Source organism: Arthrobacter sp. AG258 (assembly GCF_004364695.1).
Classification (GTDB): Bacteria; Actinomycetota; Actinomycetes; order Actinomycetales; family Micrococcaceae; genus Arthrobacter.
This window is the reverse complement of sequence record NZ_SOBI01000001.1, coordinates 1-16,813: the sequence shown is the minus strand read 5'-3', so window position 1 is coordinate 16,813 and position 16,813 is coordinate 1. Positions and strand designations below refer to the sequence as shown.

8 protein-coding genes are annotated in these 16,813 nt (G+C 68.6%); all 8 read right to left on the bottom strand.

Going from position 1 to position 16,813, the window contains the following annotated elements; translation table 11 throughout:
* Positions 1-48: 48 nt before the first annotated feature.
* Positions 49-1,803 (bottom strand): serine/threonine-protein kinase, encoded by a 1,755-nt coding sequence (locus DFO47_RS00040; protein WP_133830273.1) that lies wholly within the window; start codon positions 1,801-1,803, stop codon positions 49-51.
* Positions 1,800-3,848 carry an FHA domain-containing protein gene (locus DFO47_RS00035; protein ID WP_133830272.1) on the bottom strand — a complete coding sequence of 683 codons (2,049 nt, stop codon included), beginning with the start codon at positions 3,846-3,848 and terminating at the stop codon, positions 1,800-1,802. Before DFO47_RS00035 ends, DFO47_RS00040 begins: the two co-directional genes overlap by 4 nt.
* A complete protein-coding gene (locus DFO47_RS00030) occupies positions 3,835-4,770 on the bottom strand; it encodes a protein phosphatase 2C domain-containing protein (RefSeq protein ID WP_133830271.1) in 936 nt (311 codons plus the stop codon). The genes DFO47_RS00035 and DFO47_RS00030 overlap by 14 nt, the downstream gene beginning before the upstream one ends.
* Positions 4,767-6,596: an RDD family protein gene (locus DFO47_RS00025; RefSeq protein ID WP_347876388.1), complete on the bottom strand. Its 1,830-nt coding sequence runs from the start codon at positions 6,594-6,596 to the stop codon at positions 4,767-4,769. Before DFO47_RS00025 ends, DFO47_RS00030 begins: the two co-directional genes overlap by 4 nt.
* On the bottom strand, positions 6,593-9,250 hold the full coding sequence (locus tag DFO47_RS00020) for a transglutaminaseTgpA domain-containing protein (protein WP_133830269.1): 2,658 nt from the start codon (positions 9,248-9,250) through the stop codon (positions 6,593-6,595). Before DFO47_RS00020 ends, DFO47_RS00025 begins: the two co-directional genes overlap by 4 nt.
* Entirely contained in the window at positions 9,247-10,590 is a 1,344-nt protein-coding gene (locus tag DFO47_RS00015) for a DUF58 domain-containing protein (protein ID WP_133830268.1), read from the bottom strand. Before DFO47_RS00015 ends, DFO47_RS00020 begins: the two co-directional genes overlap by 4 nt.
* 74 nt (positions 10,591-10,664) lie before the next feature.
* Positions 10,665-11,636: a MoxR family ATPase gene (locus tag DFO47_RS00010; protein ID WP_018763002.1), complete on the bottom strand. Its 972-nt coding sequence runs from the start codon at positions 11,634-11,636 to the stop codon at positions 10,665-10,667.
* Between the two features lie 78 nt (positions 11,637-11,714).
* Positions 11,715-16,813, bottom strand: a 5,099-nt coding sequence (locus DFO47_RS00005) for an Ig-like domain-containing protein (RefSeq protein ID WP_133830267.1), incomplete at its 5' end; no start/stop codon positions are given.

The window sequence follows — 16,813 nt, the reverse complement described above, 5'->3', positions numbered from 1 at the left end:
CAGTGCTGGTGGTGCGGAGCGGCCGCCCCGCCGGTGCGTGCAGGCCGCTCATTGGCCGGTGCAGGCGATGGAGCCCTCCTCCATGGGTGAAAATGCGCCGTCGGTGCGCACGATCATCACCTGGATGCAGGTCTGTCCGCCGGGATTGGGCCGGATCTTTACGGGCGGGTTCGCGACGGACGTGAATTCCGCGCTGTTGCCGCCAATGGTGTACACCTTCCACTTGTAGGTGTCCCCGTCCTTGGGCTGCGGGTTGGTCCAGGTGAAGGTGGCTTCCCCGTCGGCCCCGATTGAGCCCTTGAGACCTTCGACGTCGGGGACGGTGCCGTTGTCCAGGGCGTCCGCGGGAGGTTTGCTGACCTGTTGGGTTTCCACGGCCTTGGGGGTTCCGGTGGCCGAGTTCGCCACCACGATGCCCACCACCGCCGCAAGTGCCAGCAGGGTTCCCCCGGCGAGGGCGAGCCAGAGGTTGCGTTTGCCGTGGTCGGCCTCGGGCGCCTGCTGTGGCTCCGCGGTTTTTACCGCCCGCTGGACCGTAGCGTCCGCGGCGTACGCCGGATCTTCGCTGCTCCCCGCCGGACCGGTGACGGGCGCACCATAGTGTGGTGCCGCGGCGCTGCCCCGCAGCACGGTTGACTGTGCCCACTCCCCCGCCCGGACGCCGTCGGCTGCCTCCGGTGCGGCCGGCCCGGCCGGAAGGTGGGGTACGGATGGGGCGGGCTGCCATTGGCCAGGCGCGGCGGGAGTGAAGTGCGACGGCGGGGCGGCACCTCCCCCGGGACCGGTTGCGTCCGTGCCGCCGGGCTGGCTGGGGCGGGTGCGCGCGGGAAACGTCGGTGCGCTGCCGGTCCGTTCGGGATCAATGGCGGCGATGCTGCGAACCCGGGTTTCCTCGGTTCCGTCGTCCGGGTGGCTTTCCTCCTGCTGCGGTTCCTCCAGTACTTCGAAGGGCGTGACGGAGAGGTTCAGTTCGGCCTGGATGCGCTGCAGTGCCAGGGCGAATGCGTGCGCGGAACTGTAGCGGGACTGTGCGGACTTGGCCATGGCGGTGGACAGCGCCAGTTCCAGCGACTCCGGCACGTCTGCCCGGCCCAACCGCGGCAGGGCCATGTTGCTGATCCTGTTGATCAGTTCGCGTTGGGAGTTGTCCGCCCCGGGCATGACGAAGGGCGAGCGGCCGGCCAGCAGGGTATAGAGGGTGGCGCCGAGGGCCCATACGTCCACCATGACGCCGTCAACGCTTCCATCCCGGAACTGCTCGGGCGGGGACCACGGGATGGACATCCCCGAGTCGTCGTCCGTGTCGCCTGCCAGGGTTCCGGAGATGCCGAAGTCGGTCAGGGCCGGGCGGTTGTAGTCCGTCACCAGGATGTTGGCCGGCTTGATGTCGCGGTGGGCGATGCCGGCACGGTGCGCGGTTTCGACGGCGGACGCCACCTGGATGCCGACGGCCAGGACCTCGTCCACGCTGAAGCGCTGCCGCCGGTAGCGCACGTCCAGGCTGGGCCGGGAGCAGTACTCCATGGCCAGGTAGGAATGCCCGTCGTCGGTCACTTCCGCTTCGAAAATGGTGACGATGTAAGGGTGCGAGGACAGCTGGGCCATCAGGTTGGCTTCGGACTCGAAGCGCCGGCGGGCGCCCTCGGTCTTCAAATCGGAGAGCAGCACCTTCACGGCGACTTTCCGGCGCGGCCTGTCCTGTTCGTACAGGTAGACGTCAGAGAACCCGCCCGAGCCGAGCAGGCTGATGTACGTGAACCCCTGGATCCGGGGCGGCGGCGCTACGGGCCGTTTGGAACTCAAGGAATCTCCTCAAAACGCAGTGAGATGTTGTCGCCCAGTTCCGCGATGTCGCCATCGAGCAGGATGGCCATCTCGTTCTGGGCCAGGCGGCGCGGCGGCTGGCCCTCACGCACCAACACGGTGCCGTTGGTGGCCTTCAGGTCGCAGAGCATGACGTGCCAGCCTTCGAGCCGGACTTCGACGTGGGACCTGGAAATGTCACCGCCCGGGCTCGCCACCTGCACCAGGCGCGGCATCACACCGCCCTGGACGCGGGATACCGACGGTTGCCGCCCGATGACCATCGACTGGTCGAGGTCCAGCACGTCGCCGGTGGACAGGCGCACCCGCCCCAGCCTGGGGCGCGCCACCTGGACGGCGTCCGGCAGCAGGCTGCCCCCGCAGGCGCTGCAGAGGGCACGTGTGGGTGGGTTGGCGTGGCCCTGGGCACAGACGCGGGCCAGCACCATTGGTCCATTGGCGGGGTCCTGGACGGCGGCCGGAGCCGCTGGATGCGGAGCCATTCCGGGGAGGCTGCTCTTCATGACAGTCTCGCCGTCATGGTCGGGATCGAAGCCGGCGGCAGGGGCCTGGTCGGGAGTTCCTGCCGCAGGGGCCTGGCTTGCGGGGAAGGCCGGCGCGGGAGCACGGTTCGCAGATGCTTCAGGGCCTGCCGGTGGGGTGACGGCAGGAGGTGTCCCCAAGGATGGGCCGGACGGGGCCGACGACGGAGCGGCCGCGTTTCCGCCGGTGCGCCACGGTACGGAATCGATGAGGCCGCCGGCGGGAGGCGGGGCGGGAGCCTGCGCTTCCGGCCCGGGATCCGGGGTGGGGTTGGGGCTCCGCCTGGCGCCCCAGGCTGGGTCGCTGCCCGCGGAACCGTCTGCCCCGGCGCCCGGCCCGGCATCGGAACCGGACTGCTGTCCGGCCGTGGACGCGTCGTCGGCCGGGCCCAGGGCGGCGGGCTGTTCGGCCGCAGGCAGGGCGGGCTGCGGGCTGACAGCGATGAGGCCGGAGTCGGCGTCCGGGTCCTCACGGACTGCCGCGTCCTCGATGTTCCGCATCACGGTGCGGTCCCACAGGTGGTCGTAGGACGTGGTCATTTCCACCGCGGGACCCGCTTCAGCCGATGCGGTGTCACCGGCCGGCGGCGCATCTTCCTCCGGCCCATCGTCTTCCCCGGCGCCGGGCGCGTCCGCCGGGTCAGGGGGGATGATGGTGCCGGGGGCAATCGTGGCATCAGGGTCGGCGGCTTCCCCCACGGCCTCCGCGGCGTCTGCGGTATCCGCGGGGAGCCCCTCCTGGTCTTCGTCGATCACTGCCAGAACCGTCTCGGCGGATGCCCCGTGCTCAGGAGTGGGGGTGCCGGGGAGCTCGTCCTCCCCGGCAAAGTCGGTCAGGGTGGAGCGGGCTTCTGCGCCCGGGTCCCCGGCCGTGCCTGGAGAATCCAGCGCAACCACGCTTTCGACGACCACGGGGTTTTCGACCGCAACCACGCTTTCGACGACAACCGGGTTGTCGGCTTGGTCCGGGCCCTGTGCCTCGACAGGACTTTCCGCTGCAGCCGGGTGTTCCGTTGTTGCGGCCCGTTCCTTGGCAGCGGGGGCTGCAACGGCGGCTGGCCCGGACGGGACGCCGAGCGTCAGCGCCTGCAGCAAAACCACCCCCTCGCCGAGCGGCAGCTCGGGCTGGTCTCCGCCGGCGTCAGCGATGTCCAGCCGGCACATCCCGGGGACGACAAACCGGCGTTCGTTCCAGGTGGTGACGTCACGGCCGTCCAGGTCCACGGCTCCGCCGGGCTGCTCCACTCGAAGGTCGAGGTTGCCGCGCAGGAAGACCCTCAGCGATCCGTTGAAGTCCAGGATGCCGAAGGAGGGTATGCGGGCCAGCGACCCGCCCGAGCTGCTGGTCACGGCAGCAAGGACCTCATGCGGTTCCGGCCGGGCTGCCAGGAGTTCCCAGAGGGCACCGGCAAGTTCGGCCGGTGATTCGGGGCCCAGGAGGACGGCCGTGCCGGACCGGACGACACCAAGCCAGCTACCCGGAATGTAGCTAGCGGCGGTCATTGTCGCCCTCCCCCTCGGCGTCCGTGCCGGCCTCCGGCTGCTCAGGCAAGGGCTGCGTCACCGCGCCGTTGGCCAGCGGACGCGGCAGCGTCTCCTCGTCCCGGTCCGCCGGGCTGTAGCGTGGCGCGGTGGTGCCGGCGCCGTCGTCGTTCGCCACGTTCCTGGCGTCCACCACGATGGCCGTGACGTTGTCCCTGCCGCCGCTGCGCAGGGCAGCCTGGATCAGGGCGTCCACGGCGTCCTGCGGTTGGGCCACGGTGCTGAGGATGCGGAGGATGTCCTCGTCCGCCAGTTCACCGGTCAGCCCGTCCGAGCAGACCAGGACCCGGTCTCCTTCCTCGACTGGGAGGAGCCAGTAGTCAGCCTCCGTCTCATCCCCCGTGCCCAGGGCCCGGGTGACCACGTGCCGGCGGGGATGCACGGTGGCTTCCTGGGCGGTGATCTCGCCCGCATCAACGAGTTCCTGGACCTCTGAGTGGTCCACGCTGATCTGCTCGAACCGGCCTTGGCTGAGACGGTAGGTGCGGGAGTCGCCGATGTTCAGCACCAGCCAGTACGGCATGCCCATCTGTTCCACCACCACCGCGCCCGTGAGGGTGGTGCCGGCGCGGGCTCCGGCGGCCTCACGGATCGAGTTGTCCGCCCGCACCAGGTACTGCTGCAGGACCGCGGCCGTAATGCTCCGCTCACCGGTGGCGAGCTGCGGAATCCCGGCCAAGGCCCTTACGCACAGGCCGCTGGCGATCTCGCCGGCCTCGTGGCCGCCCATGCCGTCGGCCACCGCGAAGACGGGATCCGCCGCAATGTAGGAATCCTCGTTCAGCTCCCTGCGGAGTCCCCTGTCCGTCCCGTAGCCGTAGGTGAGGCTAAGGCCCGGCCCCGGCTGGATGGTGGAGGAAACACTGGCGGGGTGCTGGTTCATGCCTGTCCTAGGTAAAAGGTGCGGTCTCCAAAATGCACACTGGAGCCGGGGGTAACAAACGTTGGGACGCCCGGCGCCAAGGGGGTGCGCAGGCCGTCAGGGGTGGTCACGGCGCTGCCGTTGGTGGACTGCCGGTCCGTAACCCATATCCCCGCACCATCGGTGAGCAGATGCAGGTGGGTTTTTGAGATGGAGCGTCCGGGATCATCCACGGCCAGCAGTTGGGCATGCTGTTCCCCGGGCTGGCCTACCGGGTTGCGGCCCACCAGGACGCTGCGGTCCAGCTGGAAGTCGCGGCCGTCGTCCAGGCGGATCCGCAGGACCGCCACGGGGGCGGGCCCGCCGGTATCCGAACGCACCTGGGTACGTTCGACGTCGTCGTCAAGGTGCGGCCCGGGCACCCGGTGGCCTGCCGTGGACGCCTGGGCGCCCGGGGCGAACCCGTGGCTGCCGGCCGCCGGCTGGGCGGCGTGCGGCGTGACGGGCTGCGGGTTCTGGGTCGCTGCGGGATAGGCGGTGGCGGGGTACGGGGCGTCCTGCACGGATGGCGGCGCGAAGGAGGCAGGGCTGGTGTAGGGCATGGTCTGCGATGGAGCCGCAGCGGCCGGTGCAGGAGCCTGGGGTGCAGGAGGCTTGGGTGCCGCCGCCTGGGGTGGAGCGAATTGGGCTGTCTGCGGCTGGGCGGCTGGCGGCAGCGGGACTGCCTGGGGAAGGGCTGTCTGCGGCTGGGCGGATTGCGGCAGCGGGGCCTGGGCGGCCGGCGGCTGCGGGGCCTGGGCGGCCAGCCCCGGGGCAGGCTGTGGCGTGGGCTGCCGGGCGGCCGCGGTGGTGGCCGTCCTGGCCCCGGCCACCGGAGACAGGACCTGCTGAACGGGCGGAAGGTCCAGTGGCGCGAAGCTGTACGGGCCCTGGATGCCCCCCGTGGTGATGGGGTCGCGCCCCGCCTTGACGTCGAACACGAGGGTCTTGGCGGCGGTGTCGTTCCAGGCCCGCAGCCCGCCGTTTTTGTCCCACTGGCTCGAAACCACTACCAGCACCGCCCACACAGCAGCCAGCAGGAGCAGCGGGCCGAGGATGAACATGGCGGCATCAAACCACTTGAACACCACCACCAGGACCGCAGCCACCAGGGACAGCAGGATGCCCGCGCCGGTGATCACGCCCCGAAGGAAGACACCTCCGGCCCCGGGCGCGTAGCCGTCCTGGTCCGCGCTGCGGATGCCCATGAGCAGGTTGCCGGGGGTCTTGCCGGTACGGGCTTCCAGGCCCAGCACCACAAAAAGGTAGGCAAGGGTCAGCCCGAGGCCGATGCCGCCGAACAGCACCAGGGACGAGGTGTCATAGACAATGAAGCCGCCGCTTCGGGAACGGGTGATTCCGGCGAAGCCGATGGCGAACGTCACCACCAGCACTGCCACGCCGGGCAGCCAGTCGATGACGGCAGCGCCCAACCGCTTGCCCGCCGCAGCCGGAACAAGCTCGAGGTTTACTGCCATTCCCGTTCCTCCCCCTGGAGCGGCCCCCACCCTGGTGGAACCGCCGGCACTGCCCGGATCGGTGCCCGCAGGAGCGGTACCCGGATATGCGATGCCCGCCGGCTGTGCTGCCGGAGGCCTTTCTACTACCGGGATAGTACCGGGAATCCCCGGCGCATGCGCGGCATGCCCGTCCCGGGCGCCGGCATGGTCATCGTGCGGGCCAGGGCCCTGGGCGCGGTTGCGGCGCGCCGCCCGGTTGGGCAGCGGCGCACCGCAGGCCGCGCAGAAGGTGGCTCCCGCGCGGACGGTTTGTTGGCAGCGCGGGCAACGGTCGACGTCGGAGGTCACTGCTGGCTTGGTCCTTGCTGGTTCGTTCCTTGCTGGCTGGTTCCCTGCTGGTTGGCCTCCGGCCGGCTGGTTTCCTGCTGGTTGGCCTCAGGCGCGCCAGGGCCCTGCGGTTCGCTTGCGGGCGCCCCGGGTCCTTGTTGGTCACCTGCCGGCGTGCCGGGCGTGTCAGTACCTCCGGTGCCGGGGCGGCGACGGCCGGCGGACAGGGCTGCCAGCGCAGGCAGTCCCGCCCGGAGGCGGCGAAGGGAAAGCCCGCCGCCGGAGTTCATCGCGGTCCGGGCGTCGCTGAGCAGGGAACGGGGCGAGAAACGTGCCTGTTGCCGGCGCCAGAACCCCACGGTGGCGGTCATCTCCTTGAGCGAGCCGTCCACGATGGTCCAGTACTCTTTGACCTCCTCTTCCGTGGGCTGGCCGGCGCCGAAGATGGAGGCATCGGCCCGGCGGGCCAGGAGCGTTGTGGTTCCCTGGCTGGCAGGGAACGCCTCGGCCAGCACGGCGGCGCTTTCCCGGCGTGTCGACCGGGTGTCGACGGCGGCGCCCATGTCCGTTGCCAGGCTCACCACTTCGCTCCAGCCTCCGCCGACGCGCTGGGCCGGATGGCCGTCCCGGAAACGCTGTTTCCGGCGTCGTGTCTTCAGCAAGGCGATCAGCAACAACGGGAGCGCAAGGATCACCACGGGGATGGCGACGACGCCCAGGGCACCCAGCAGGGCGCCCCAGAACAACCACGGATTGTTCTTCTTCTGGTCAGCGTCCAGCGCGTCCGGCGACGAGTCCGGCGGCAGGTCCGCGGGCTCCTGTGGCGGGGGCGGCGGCTGCAGCACCTGCGGTTTGGGCTTTGACTTGCTTTCCGGGTCCGGCGGAATGGGGATGTTGTCCTTGGGCGGGGTGGGATCGAAGCTGACCCAGCCGACGCGCTCGAACGCAACCTCCACCCAGGCGTGGACGTCCTTTCCGGTGATCTTCACTTCGCCGGCACCGTTTTCCGGGCTGGTGGGCTCAGGATAGAAGCCCATCACCACCCGGGACGGGATGCCCAGGTGCCGGAGCATCAGGGACATCGCCACGGCGTACTGCTCGTCGTCGCCGAGCATCTGCTTGGCGGTGAGCAGGTTCCGGATCCGGGCCGAGCCGTGGCCGGAAACGCTGGGCAGCTGTCCTTCGCTGACCAGGCCGTTACTGAACGCACCTGTCTTCTGGAAATGGGCCTCGATCTGGCGGACCCGGTCGATCGCCGTGGGGGCGTCCGCGGAAAGGTCGTTGGCCTGGGAGCCTACGACGGGCGGCACCTCCAGTGGATCCGGGAGGGAAACTTTCGCGAAGTCGTACTGGGTCAGCTGGCCGTGCTCAAGCTTGACGGGATCCGAAACCTGCACGCTGTACGAATCGCCGCGGGTGAGGCCGTTGGTGGTGACGGCGGTGTCCGTCCCGGGGTTGAAGTAGAGGCCTGCAGCCGCGGCGGAACCGGACTGGTCAAAACTGATGCCGGTGGTCTTCCGCCCGCCGGGGACGAAGAAGCCCTGGTAGTCCTCGATGTTGATGCTGATCGAGTAGTCGTTGGTGGGCACTACCCCGGCCGAATCGGCAAGGGTGTTGATGGACTTGGCGTCGCCCACCTTGCTGAAGTTACCGGAGCCGTTGGGATCCATGTTGTAGTTGGTCCCGTTGAAGGCGTCCAAGGCACCCAGCCGTACCCGGCCGTCCCGCGGCAGCCCCTTGACCACGAACAGGGTGTCGTCCTTCTTGTCTTTGACGTAGGTCCGGAAACTCGCCAGCGGCGTGACATAGTCCTTGGGGTCGAACGGCGGGACCACCACGTTGCGGAGGACTTTGCGGTCCTCGCCGGCGTTGACCAGGGGCGCAGCCACGGCGGTGACGCCCACGCTGAGGGCAATCACGCCCGCTGCCATTCCCAGCCGCCGGATTTGGGCACGCCGGGCCGTGCCGCTGTCGGCCTGCGGGGTGTTAACGGCAACCCTTCGGGTGCTGTCCCGCCGCAGGATGTCCCGGCGGAACGTGGCCCAGGCTATGCCGAGGACTGTCAGGCCGATGCCGCGTTCCAGGGTCAGGAACGCCGCGTTGGTGCTGAAGGCAATGCCGGCGACGAACAGGACCAGGACCGGCAGCAGGGGCAGGTAGGGGCTCCGCGCGCGCCACGTCAGGAGCGCGGCCACGAGTGCGGTGATAAGCGAGCTGAGGAAGGGCACGATGAGCACGCCGCCGGCAGTTCCCACCGGCACCCCGACGGTGAGCATGTCCTTCCAGGCGAACACGATGCCCAGGAGCAGGGTCCGCAGGGAATCCAGGGAGGGGACGAAACCGGCGATGGCCGAGTCCGGCACCGCCAGCCAAGTCCCGAAGACCAGGTAAGCTGCCAGCGCCAGGGCCGTGGTGATCAGCAGGCCCAGGCGCAGGTGCGCGTTGGCGGCGCCAATGCCCAGGCCAAGGATGATGCCGCCGAATCCGGACAGCAGGTAGTAGGGATCGCCGCCGAAGCTCAAACCGAAGCCGAGCAGGCCCAGCCCCAGGAGGACAACCAGGGCGCCGGCGTCGAGCAGGAAGTGCCACGGCCGGCCGTGGGCGAAGGCGGACTCCGGGCTGGGGGCTTTGCGGCGTGTACGGGTTTGCGGGATCTGGCCCGGTGCGGTGCTCATGCGGCGGCCTTTCTCAGCACGATGGCAAGGTCGGCCAGGTCGCCGAGGGTCAGGACGGTCAGGTCTGCGATGTTGGCCCGGGTGGGCGCTGCGCCGGCTTCCACCCGGACGGCCAGGCTGCGGACTCCCGGCGGGACGGAAGCGGCTGCGGAGCGGAGCTGGGTGGCGGTCACGTTGCTTCCCACCACGAAGAACACCACGGACGCGTTGGGGACGGTGTCCGCCAGGGTCCGGGCAAGGTCGACGGCGGTGCGGCGCATCGGGGCGCCGACGATCCGGGTCATGTCATCCAACAGGTTGCGGCCGGTTTCGCAGCGCAGCGGGCCTTTCTGGGTGAGGACATCCAGTTCCCGCTGTTCGCGGATGGCCTGCCGGCCGATGGACCCTGCCACCGAGATAGCCAGCTCGAATTCGTTCTCGGAGGCGTATTCCTCCGTGTTGATGGACAGCGATATGGCCAGGTGGGCGCGGCGGGTTTCCTCGAACTGGCGCACCATCAGCTTGTTGGTCCGGGCGGTGGTCTTCCAGTGGATGTGCCTGCGGTCGTCCCCGGGCACGTAGTCGCGTAAGGCGTGGAAGGAGACGTCGGCGCTGGACAGGTCCGTGGTTGGCATGCCCTCCAGGTCGCGGATGAAGCCCGCCGCCGAACCGGCCAGGGCTACGGTCCGGGGATGCACGAACAGGTCTTCCGGCTCGGTCCAGAGGACCTGCCGGCGCAGGAGGTGCAGCGGGTCGGCCCGGACGGAGCGGACCGGTCCCACCACGATGACGGCGCGCCGGGCGGTGGGGATGGTGAAGAGGTCCTCGTGGATCTGGCCTGGCTTCATCCTGGGCAGGTGGAACACGGCGGTGGTGCTGCCCACCGGAAGTTCCAGCGCGGCAGGCAGCAGCGGCCGGGCGGAAGTATTGGAGACGGCGATGCTTCCGACGGCGCTGTCCCCCACCGCCACGCGGGTCCGGGCAAGGTCCAGGACCACGCCATAGGAGGACCGGCCCAGGATGAAGGCGACCGCGATCACGAACATGGCGAAGGCGGCGATGGCGGCTGCCGTGGCTTCCTGCCAGCCGAACGCCTGGCCGGTAATCCACAGCAGGACCGAGGCGGCGAGGACGGACCAGCCCAGGATGCTGACCACGGACAGCACCGGCCAAACGTACGTCAGCCAGGTGGCCCGGATGGTCCGCCAGGCCGGGGTAAGGGCAAGGAGGGCCGTGTTGCTGGCTTCAGACCACACCGCTGCAGGGTGCAGGCGGGTGGGGCGGCCGTTCCGGTGGAAAAGGAGCCGGAACCGCTCCGCGAACCGGGTCAACGGGGTGCCGGTGGACGTGCCGTCGGACATGTGGGTGTGCCTTCGTTGTTGCGTTGGAAAGGAAAAGGGGCCGGCGTGCAGCCATTGGTTGCGCGCCGGACCGGTCAGGCGTTGGTGCGCTGCTGCGGGGCGGCGACGTCGGCCAGGATCCTGGCCAGGACGGCCTCGGCGGTGGCGCCGGAGAATTCCGCCTCAGGGTCCATCACGAAGCGGTGCGTCCACACCACGGGTGCCAGTTCCTTGATGTCATCCGGCAGGACGAAGTTCCGTCCCTGCGAGGCAGCCCAGACCTTGGCGGCCCGGACCATGGCCAGCGCACCGCGCACGGACACGCCCAGCCGGGTCTCGGGGGCGCTGCGGGTTTCCTCGCACAGCCGCGAAATGTACTCCAGCACCGCGGTGTCCACGTGCGCGGTGGCGGCGAGGTCTGCCATGTCCGCCACGGCCTGGGTGGTGATGACGGCGGACAGTTCCTTGGAGCGGTCCTTCAGGTTGTTGCCGCCGAGCAGACGGACCGTGGAGGCGTGGTCCGGATACCCGATGGAGGTCTTGATCAGGAACCGGTCCAGCTGGGCTTCGGGGAGGCGGTAGGTACCCGCCTGCTCGATCGGGTTCTGGGTTGCCATGACCATGAACGGCCGGCCGGCGGAGTAGGTCACGCCGTCCACGGTGACCCGTGACTCTTCCATGACTTCCAGGAGCGCGGACTGGGTCTTGGGCGAGGCGCGGTTGATTTCGTCAGCCAGGACGATGTTGTTGAAGATCGGGCCCTTGTGGAACTCGAACTTCTGCGTCTTCTGGTCGTAGATGGTCACGCCGGTGACGTCGGAAGGAAGCAAGTCAGGGGTGAACTGGATGCGGTTGTTGGACCCCTGCACGGTGGCCGCGAGGGCCCGTGCCAAGGAGGTCTTGCCGGTTCCGGGCGCGTCCTCGAACAAGACGTGGCCCTCGGCCAGCATGGCCGTGAAGGTCAGCCTGATGACGTGTTCCTTGCCCAGCACCGCCTGCCCCACGTTGGCAACCAGCTTTTCGAACGTACCGGCAAACCATTCGGCCTGCTCCATGGTCATGGTCATGAAATGTGCTTCCTTTAGATGGATCGAAAGTTGCCTTGTGGGCCCGGGAAACCCGGGCCCACAAGATGGATGCGGTTGCTAGCGGTTCGGCATGCCGTTCGGCGGGTTGCAGCCCACGTTGGACGTGTCACAGCGGAGCCAGTTGCCCGAGGCCATACCGGAGTTCAGGTGGTACCAGATACCGCTGGGGTTGTTCGAGGTCTTGTACCAGACCTGGTAGCGGTCGGCCGTGGACGGGGCACCGGCGTCGAGCCATTTGCCCGCGCCCGTGCATTGGGACGGGTTGCCGTCAACGAAGCTGTCCGTCCCCTTGCGAGGCTCCGTGCAGCTGCGTGTGGGGCTGGCCGTGACGTTCCACTCCGTGGGCGGCGGCGGCACATTGTCCGGGCCGGACGTGGACGTGGCCGGGCCGCCAATTGCGCCTGCAGTGACCGTGTAGGCACGGACCCGAAGGTTGTGGCTCTTGCTCCAGCCGCCGGCGCCAGCATCAAACTTGTTCGCCTTGCCGACGTTCTGCCAGCCGCCGCCGTCCATGCTCACTTCGTAGTAGCTGAGCGCCCTGCCGTTCGTTGCCGGATCGTTCCAGGTCCAGTGCACCTGGCCGTCTCCCCTGGCTGAGGTGGTGCCGTTGACGTTGGGGGCGTTGGCAGGCCCATACGGGTTGGCTGTCCCGATCGCCTTGGCATCGCCGGACATGGTGTTTTTCGTGGACGTCGCGATGATGGTCACCGTGATGTCCCTGCCGTTGGTCATGCCGCCGATGGTTCCACCGCCGGCTGGGATCGGGCCGCTCTTGCCGTCAGCGTTGTACGAATAGGTCATTTCACTCGCGGTGGACCCGTTCCGCTGCGCCTCCGACAGGGGGGTGAACGTCACTTTCAGCTGTCCGCTGGTTCCCGTTTCCGCGACTGTCCCGCTGCTCACCTGGCCCGGTTTGCCTGCTGCCCGGATGGGGGCGGACTGGGCACTCGTGCCGCCTGTTCCGGCCTTGTTGGTGGCCGAGACCGTGAAGGTGTAGTTCGTTTCCGAATTATCCACGGTGACGTTCTGCGACGTTCCGGATACCTGCTGGCTGGCCACCGCCGCACCGCCGCGGAGGGTGGTCAAGGTGTAGGACGAGACAGGGTCGCCGTTGTTGTTGGGTGCGGACCAGACCACCCGCAGCTGGCTCTGCGAGCCCACCGGGGTTGCCTGGGACACATTCGGCGCGGTGGGCGTCGCGGGAACACCCGCGGGCACCTCCGCTGCCGAGTACGGGCTCCATTCGGAGGGTTCCTTGGCGTCGTTGCGTGCCAGGACCCGGACCTTGTAGGAAACGCCGTTCTGCAGCCCCTTCCAGACATAGCTGACCGACGTCAGGTTCTGGATCTGTGCGTTCTGGCCTGCCGGTGCCGGCGAGATTTCCAGGTCGTAGGACTTCACCGGCGATCCCTTGCTGGCGGGCTGGGTCCAGTTGACGGTCAGCTGCTTGTCGCCAAATTTCAGCGAGGGCGCCAAAGGGGTATCCGGCTTCACGTCCGGCCGGACGTCGGCCGAGGCCGGCGAGCGGTCGGACTCGCCGAACTCGTTCGTGGCCGTCACCTGGAAGTGGTAGGTGGTGTTGTTGGTCAGGCCATTAAGGGTGCAGGTGTTGGCCGGGCAATCCTGGCGGAACCCGCCCTCGCCATACACCGTGTACTTGGTGATGGGCGAGCCCCTGTCGGCCGGGGCGGTCCAGTTCAGCAGCGCCGTGCGGTCACCCACGCTCTGTGCCTGCGCCGTGGTGGGGGCCGCGGGCTTGTCCTTGACGGTCAAGCGGATGCGCGCCGTGGCATGCCGGGACGCGTCACCGGTCTTGTCCTCCACGGTGTAGGCCACCACCATGGTCCCGGTAAAACCGGGCGCCGGAGTGACGGTCACCGAGTCGCCATTGACGCCGACGTTGCCGCTGCCCGTTTCGGTGTTTGCGGCAATGATCTTCAGCGGGGTCTCCGGGAACGGGTTGGCGTCGTTGGCGAGCACGTTGATGGTGACGGGCTTGCCCGCGGCGGCGTTCGCTTCGACGTCGTCGTTGGCCACCGGCTTGGGCCGGTTCGAGGCGGTCACCGAAAGCTGGTACGTGGCCGTTGCCTCGAGCCCGCGCGGATCCCTTGCCTTGACCTGGACGGCGGCCCTGGTCCCGGTGGCGGTGGAGTCCGCCGCCGAGGCCTTGAGGGTCTTGCCGTCGATGCTGACGTTGAAGCCGCCGGGCGCTCCGCCCACCAGTTCATACTTCATCTTCTCGACGTCATCCTGGTCCGGATCGGAGGTCAGCTTGCCCAGGTCGGTGCTGGCCGTGTCGCCCTTGGGAACGTCCACGTCCGAGCCAAGCAGTTCGGGCGGGTTGTTCTTGTTGGGGTCCGGGAGCACCTTGGTGCGGATGCTGAGGGTGGACTTCAGGCCGGCGGGATCGTCCGGTCCGGTTCCGTCCGTCACCTCGAACGTCAGGGACCCGGGGCCCACGTAGTCTGTTCCCGCGGTGTATTTCAGGCCGGTGCCGTCGCCAATGACGGGGTTGCCGCCGTCGGCTCCGATGAGCTTGATCCGGTCCGCCTGGGTCAGCCGGGGCGACCTGCCCTCGCGGACCTTCACCCATTCGTTGAGGTTTACGTCGACGGACTGGCCCGCTACGACCTCGATGACCTCGTCCTTGGCCAGGGTGGGAACCTGCTGGCCGAGGCCCGGGACCCAGATAACGGCGGTGGACTGCAGTCCGTCCACGTCTTCCACGGTGTACGGGATGAGCTGGGGATCCTTGGTCAGGTCTACCAGGACGTTGCCGTTGCCGCCAGGCCTGGCGGTGGTGGCCTCCGTGCTGATCTTGAGGTTCTCGCCCACGCCGTCCGGGTCCTCGTCGTTCTTCAGGACGGGGACATCAACGGCGGTCTTGCCCATTGCCTGGGCTGAGGTCACCCTGTCGTCACGGGCGATCGGCGCCTTCAGGGGCACGTTGTTATCGACGACGAGGCGGATGGTGGCCTGGGCGGTGGCGTCCCGGTCATCGGCGATGGTGTAGCGCACGTTGACGGTTCCTGCCTCGTTCGGGGCCAGGAGGATGATGCGGCCGCTGTTCCTGCTGACTGTCGCCTGGAGTGCGGGATCGGCTTCGATGCCGTCGGTGAGGATGCGGATGCGGTCGCCGTCGGGGTCGGTGTCGTTCGCGGTGGCGTCGACGGCGATCTGGCGGCCGGGACGGACCCGGACTTCGTCGTCCACGGGCGTGGGCTTCTGGTTCACCTCTCCGCGCGGGGCGATGCCAACTGTTACGGTGCCTGTGTTCACGGCACCCTGGCGGTCAACCACCTTGTAGCGGAACGTGTCCGTACCCGCGCCGTCGCCGGCCGCGGTGAAGTCAATGAAGTTGCTGCCCACCGTAGCGGTGCCCATGGCGGGGGTGCTGTCGATGCCCGTGAGCTGGACGGAGTCGCCGTCGGGGTCGATGCCGTCCAGGGGAACCGGGATCCGGACCGTCCCGGCAGCCACCACCCGGGCGGTGAGGTTCCGCGGCTGGGGCCGGGAGTTCTCCGCACCTTCCAGGGGAAGGATGTGGATGGTCACCGCGGCGGCACTCTTCTGGCCCTGCGGATCGACGGCGTTGTAGATGGCGCGCACCGTCTTGGGCTGGCTGCCGGCGATAAAGCGAACGGTGTTCTCGGAAACAAAGCTCTTGCCGTCAGCCGGGTCCACGGCCTGGGGCAGGACGGGGTCCACGGTCAGTTCTTGCCCCTGCGGGTGGGTGTCGTTGTCAAGGACGGGGATGGTGACGACGTCGTTGACCCGGACGTTCACCTCGTCCGGTTTGGGCTGGGGTGCTTCGAGCACGGCGGGCGCCGGGACGGGCACGACCGAGACACTGCCCGTGGCGGATTTCTTGCCGTTGGACATGGTGTATTCGAACAGCAGGGGGTCCTTGGTGCCAAGGATGTCGGTGATCCGCAGGACGCTGTGGTTGATCACGCTGACCGATACCGGGGCGTTGTCCGGGATTTTGACGGACTGCAGCACCAGGACGCCGCCGGAGGGGTCGGAGTCGTTGGCCAGGGGGTCCAGCAGGACACTGCCGCCGGTAGGCATCAGTGCCACGTCGTGGACCGCCACGGGATCGCCGCCGTCGTTGCCGGATTCGACGTCCACGCGGATCAGCCCCTGGCTGCTCTGCGGCCCGTTGCTGGCGATGTACGTCAGGTACACCGGCCCGGGGGTGCTGCTGCGGAACGTGAAGGTGCCGCCGTCCGTGACGGGGCCGAGTTCGGCCGGTCCGTTGGCTTCCACCTGGGCCAGCCGCAGGGCACCGCCGTTCGGGTCGACGTCGTTCTTCAACGGCGAGATGACCAGGTCCTGGCCCACGACGGCGGTGACATGGTCCGCGTTGACCACCGGTGCCAAGGCGCCGGGTGGCTGGACGTTGACCACCACCTTGCCGGTGACCGTGGCGCGGCCGTCCCAGATGGTGACCTGGACGTTCTTCTTGCCGGCGGTCGCACCGGAATCCTGGAAGGTGAGGAGGCCGTCGCGCCGGACCTTGACTTGGTCCTGGTCGTTGTCGGCCTTCGCGTCGAGCAGGACCAGATCATCGCCGTCGGGGTCGATCCAGTCCGTCAGGATGTTCTGGCTGACCGTCTTGCCCTGTTCCACGAGCATGGTGGTGTCCTCGCCGCGCTTGAACTTGGGCGGCTTGTTTTCGTCGGGCCCCACGACGCTGAGCGTGACCTGCCCGGTGGCGGAGAGCCCGCGGCCGTCGGAGGCGCTGTAGTTAAAGGTCTCCGTGCCTGGTTTGGCATCCGCCGGAACGGTGATCTGGAAGGCAGTGCCGCCGTAGATGCTTTCGAGGGTGCCGGATTTGGGTGCGGCTTCCGGCGCCACGGCAGCGGTCAGGACGTCGCCGTCGGGGTCCGAGTCGTTGTCCAGGACGCTGAGGATCGTGGTGCGGCCAGGCCGGACGCCGATGGCGTCGGGCTTGGTTTCCGGTGGCCGGTTGGGTTTAGTGCGGTCCGGCAGGACGTTGATGGTGTTGTTGTCTGCCGATTCCTGGTCCTGGTCATCGGACTGGTTCTTGGGCGGGACGACGTCGTCCCAGTTGTTGACCAGCTGCATGTTCTGGTTCACCAGCCACACATTGCCCGAATTCACATCATTCAGGACCACCAGGTCCCGGTTCA